The organism is Nocardia sp. NPDC004260 (assembly GCF_053603155.1).
Map to the genome: position 1 here is coordinate 1 of NZ_JBSGEZ010000177.1, position 4,249 is coordinate 4,249.

6 protein-coding genes are annotated in these 4,249 nt (G+C 69.1%); 4 read left to right on the forward strand and 2 right to left on the reverse strand.

Annotated features, from left to right (window positions below):
- The 3 genes from ACWEO7_RS38265 to ACWEO7_RS38275 form a co-directional block, all read left to right on the forward strand.
- On the forward strand, window positions 1-2,208 hold a 2,208-nt coding region (locus tag ACWEO7_RS38265; protein WP_452430596.1), incomplete at its 5' end, for a hypothetical protein.
- Window positions 2,205-2,528, forward strand: coding sequence for a hypothetical protein (locus ACWEO7_RS38270; protein ID WP_452430598.1), 324 nt, complete (start codon window positions 2,205-2,207; stop codon window positions 2,526-2,528). The genes ACWEO7_RS38265 and ACWEO7_RS38270, both read left to right, overlap by 4 nt.
- Before the next feature lie 52 nt (window positions 2,529-2,580).
- Window positions 2,581-2,886 carry a hypothetical protein gene (locus ACWEO7_RS38275; protein ID WP_452430599.1) on the forward strand — a complete coding sequence of 102 codons (306 nt, stop codon included), beginning with the start codon at window positions 2,581-2,583 and terminating at the stop codon, window positions 2,884-2,886.
- 104 nt (window positions 2,887-2,990) lie between these two features.
- Here ACWEO7_RS38275 and ACWEO7_RS38280 read toward each other — a convergent pair whose 3' ends face one another.
- Both ACWEO7_RS38280 and ACWEO7_RS38285 read right to left on the reverse strand, forming a co-directional pair.
- Window positions 2,991-3,119, reverse strand: coding sequence for a hypothetical protein (locus tag ACWEO7_RS38280; RefSeq protein ID WP_452430601.1), 129 nt, complete (start codon window positions 3,117-3,119; stop codon window positions 2,991-2,993).
- A 321-nt stretch (window positions 3,120-3,440) separates the two neighbouring features.
- Complete coding sequence (locus ACWEO7_RS38285) at window positions 3,441-3,878, reverse strand: hypothetical protein (RefSeq protein ID WP_452430603.1); 438 nt, start codon at window positions 3,876-3,878, stop codon at window positions 3,441-3,443.
- Window positions 3,879-4,106: 228 nt separating this feature from the next.
- Between ACWEO7_RS38285 and ACWEO7_RS38290 the strand changes: the two genes are divergently transcribed.
- Window positions 4,107-4,249 (forward strand): MBL fold metallo-hydrolase (locus ACWEO7_RS38290; protein WP_452430605.1); only part of this gene is annotated, 143 nt, incomplete at its 3' end.

A 4,249-nucleotide genomic window follows, 5' to 3' on the forward strand; every position in this document is an offset into this window, starting at 1 on the left:
GACACCGCTTCTGACCGCGAGCCCGACGCCTATGCGTGGAAGGCCGCACCGGCCCACCTCAAGGCCCGCCGCCAGCTCCGGGCGGCGGGCCTTGCCCCCGGTGGGCACGCCCCCGCCGCCCAGACCGAGACCACACGCTTCGGCCGGCGGCAGATCACCTACCTCTACGACTCCCGCCTGGCCGTGCCCAAACGGACCGCGAGCCCCAAACAGCTGCTCGCAGTCGCCAAAGCGATCCGCGAGCACCAGGCCCGCGCAGCCGAGCGGCACGGCGTCGACCGCGCCGATCTCGACCGCGAGCACGACCCCGCTCCGGGCTGGGACCACACCCCGGAATCCACCACCCACAAGGAGGAACACCCCATGTCCGACACCACAGCCGCCGACCGCGAACCCGACGCCGTCGCCTTGCAGCTGGGCACACCGACCGGCCACGGCCAGCGGATCGCACATCTGCTGGCCACGGTCGCGGTCAACCAGGCCCGCCTGCGCCTCGACAAGCTCGACGCCGCAGTCGAGGAGGCCGAGCGCCAGGGCGGCGATGCGGTCGCCCAGCTCGAAGACCGGATGCGGACCGCGATCGATAACGCCGAGGCCCGGCTCACAGCGAACAGCGCCCAGCACGGCCCGGCGTCAGTGGCGCCGCTGGCTGATGCCCTGGTGTTCCGGTCCGGCTCGGACCTCGCCGCCGACCGTCTCACCCAGCTCACCAGCGACTACGCCACGAACTGGGGCGTGCGCATCGACGCCGAGGAGCTGGCCGTGGACCTGGTCGGTGACTTCGATCCGGTCGCCGCCCAAACCTTCGCCGAAGTCAAAGCCCTGTTCGACCGCAAGTCGGCCGCCGTCGACATCGTCTCCGCGCTGCCGCTGGCCGACGCCGCGAAAGCGGCGGTAGGAGAAGCGATCTCGGCATGGCACTACGGCATCGACCCGGACAGTCTGCACGCCTACCTCGACGGTGAGCACGCGCTGCGCCAGCAGCTGGGAGCCGACCTGGCCGCAGCGAAGATCAGCGAAGCCGGCCGGGCCCGTGTGGGATTCGTCGTCGATTTCCTGCGTGGCGATGTCAGCGACATCGATCTGCTGGCCTCACCGGTGTTCGTCGACCCGGGCGAGGAGACCCGCGGCCGGGTCCCGAAACTGCTCGAGGAATTCGCCCGGAACCAGAGGATCGCCGCGCAGGTGGGCCGGGAGATCTCGGTGATGACCGCAGCCGATCAGGAGCGAGTCCGCGCGGCGGGCAAGGCCATCGCCGCCGGAGTACAGGTCGACACCAAGCTGTGGCCCGGATACATCGATCGACAGAGGCTCGCCGAAGACCTCCACGACTACGCCCACGACGTCCAGGAGATGCGCCTGGACGCCGACGCGCTGGCCGAAGGCCAGTTCTCGGCCGAGGAGCGAGCACGGCTCGGGCACAAATCACCCACCATGCAGGACGAGACCAGCGCCCGTATCGACCGGATCGTCGCGACCAGGGAAAAGCTGCTGGACACCGCGCAGGGCGGGAAAGGACTGGCCTCGATCGAGCGCGCGCAGCTCGCCGCGATCATCACCGACATCGACACCGGCCGCACCGAGCTGCCGGAGCTGCTGTTCGCCGACGAGCACACCAAAGCCGACGTGGACTTCCTGCGCCGCGAGCGCGCCGCGTCACAACTGGCCTACGCCGCGCGGGAGGCGATCACCGAGCGCATCGACGCCACCAAGGCGGTGGATCCGCACACCCGCGCCGCCGGGCAGCTCACCGAGGCGGTCAAGGACGTCGGGTACACCCTCAGCAGCGTGGCCAGCGGCTCGCGGGCGTTCAGCCTCGAGCAGAAGCGCGCCGCGTTCGTCGAGAAGCGCGGGCGCCTCGGCCAGGCCCTCACTCAGGCCGGTGTCCCGACACCTGCACGAGCCGAGATCCGCGAGCTGCTCGACACCCACGCCCGCAAGGCCGGTGAACTCGGCGCCGCTTCGCTCGCGCGCACTGAGCAGTGGGAGGCCAAGACCGCGCAGGTCGCCGCCACCCGTGACGACGCGATCGCCCAGTGCCAGGCCGCCGACGCCGGCCGCGCCAAACCACCCGAAACAGCGCGCCAGCCCCGGGGCCCGCAGCGCGCGTGCACAGCCCGCATCGTCACCAGCCTCGCCGCGGGCCAAGCCGTGGCACCGGCAGGAATCCGGCAGCTGCACATGCAGGAGCAGGAGATCGGCCGATGAACACCATCGAGGAGTACGTGTTGCTGGTCGCTTACCCCACCCCGCCCGCCCAGGAGTGGCCCCCCGCCGTCGACATCTTCGGCGGTGAGGTCATCTTCGCCGTGGACGGGACGTTCGAGGGCTACGAACGCGGCCAGTGGTGGGAATCGGTGGTCCTCGACAGCGGCGAGGCGGGAGTCCCGGCCGCCCTCGACGACATCGACACCGAGCTGACCAGCCGGGGCTACACCCGCACGAGCCGCTGGCACGGCCCGAAACTCACCCGCCGCGGCGAGCGGTACGTGGCCAATGCTGTGGTCCGGATCGAGGCCGTGAAATGAACCGCATCCTCCGCGCCGCCCACGCGGTGGCCTACGAGATCGTGCACTGCACATGCGCCGGATCCGCACCGCGGTGCTGTGCGCGCAACTGCGGGCCTGGGGCGTGCCGTACCGGCGCGGCGGCGACGCGGTGACCGTGCTGGTCGATCAGCTCTGGTACGACCTATACGCCTGGACCCGCGACGACGGCCTGGTGTGGGTGGTCGACCATCCACACGCCGATCCCGACGACGAACACCCCGGCCACGAGATCGGACGGCTCAAAGGATTCCGGGTCCGCTTGGACCAGGTCTTCCACCTGTGGTTCCAATACCGCGAACCTCACTACCCGCCCTGGCTCACCGGCGAGAACCCGTAAGACTCCCTGATCACACCGAACGGCCCCGGAGAGTTGATCTCCGGGGCCGTTCGGTGTGATCAGAGTCCATACGCTCCGGGGGTTTGTTCGCCCCGCCGGGCGGATCAGCGGACCAGCAGCACGCCCAGCGTCACGACGATGAACAACAAGCCGACCACCAGCAGCCACCCGTACCCAGCATCCGGCGGTGCGGCCGGTTGCGCGCGGCGGGCCCGCTCGGCATCCGCGGCCACCCGCCGCAGCCGCTCCTCCCGTAATTCCCACAGCGTCGGCTCGTGGTCCTGGTCCGGGGGAAGCGGCGGGGGAGCGGTGACATCAAGGACCCCTGTCCCGCCCTGGGTTCGATGTCTCCATCAAACCCAGGGCGGGACAGATCGAGGGGGAAGCGGAAGCCGCGGCAACGGCCGATCTCGTGGCCCGGGTGCTCGTTGTCGAGTATCGCTCAGCAGCGGAGAAGGTGGAGCGAATGGCGCTCATGAGGAAAACTCTGTGGCATCGCCAACTTTGGGAAACTCTGTATCTGTGAATGAACCCCCGGGTTCCGTGCTTCGGAATCATCGCCGCGCCGCTTTCTGCGCCAACTCCTCCAAGCGCTCGGCGCGCTCGCGCAGATCCTCGGCCACGGCCGCCAACTCCTCCGACACCGTGAACAGCTCCTCGTACAACTCCTCGCCCACCACGCCGTCGATATTCGCCAAGTGCACAAGCCGATTGAGGTTGCCCCCGATCTTCGACACGTGATGCAGCCGCATCATGTCCAACGCGCTCGACGCCGACAACAGCGACCGAACAACCTCCCGCCGCCGCGGCCACGGCAACCACAGCCCCCCGTCCTTCGACGACGCCGCGGCGACCGGATCCACCGCCGACTGCACCAGATACCACGGCACCGTGCAGTTCGCCTCCTCCGCGAACCGCGCCACCTTCGCGTACTCCTCCTCCGACAACACCACCTCGAGAGTCCGCTGACGGAGGCTCATAAAAGAGACCATTTAGGAATCCTCCTGCCGTGTTGCTGGGAGCCGGTGACGCCGGTCGATGACCCGTCGACGGCAGATGGGTGTGATGCCCGATACGTAGAGGGAGTCCCGGTACGATCGTGCGCGGGCCGCGGCAAGTCGCCGACGTGCCCGTTCTCCCCGTCCTCGTCGCTGACCGACCCCGAGTGGGCGCTGCTCGAACCGCTGCTGCGCATCGCGACGAGCGGCAAGATGAAAGTTATGAGGATCACGAAGTTCGGGCACGCGTGTGTCCGATTGCAGCACAATGGGCGGTCGATTGTCATCGACCCAGGTCTGATGACCCCAGAGCCGGAGGCGCTGATCGGTGCCGACGCCGTGCTGGTCACCCATCAGCACTTCGA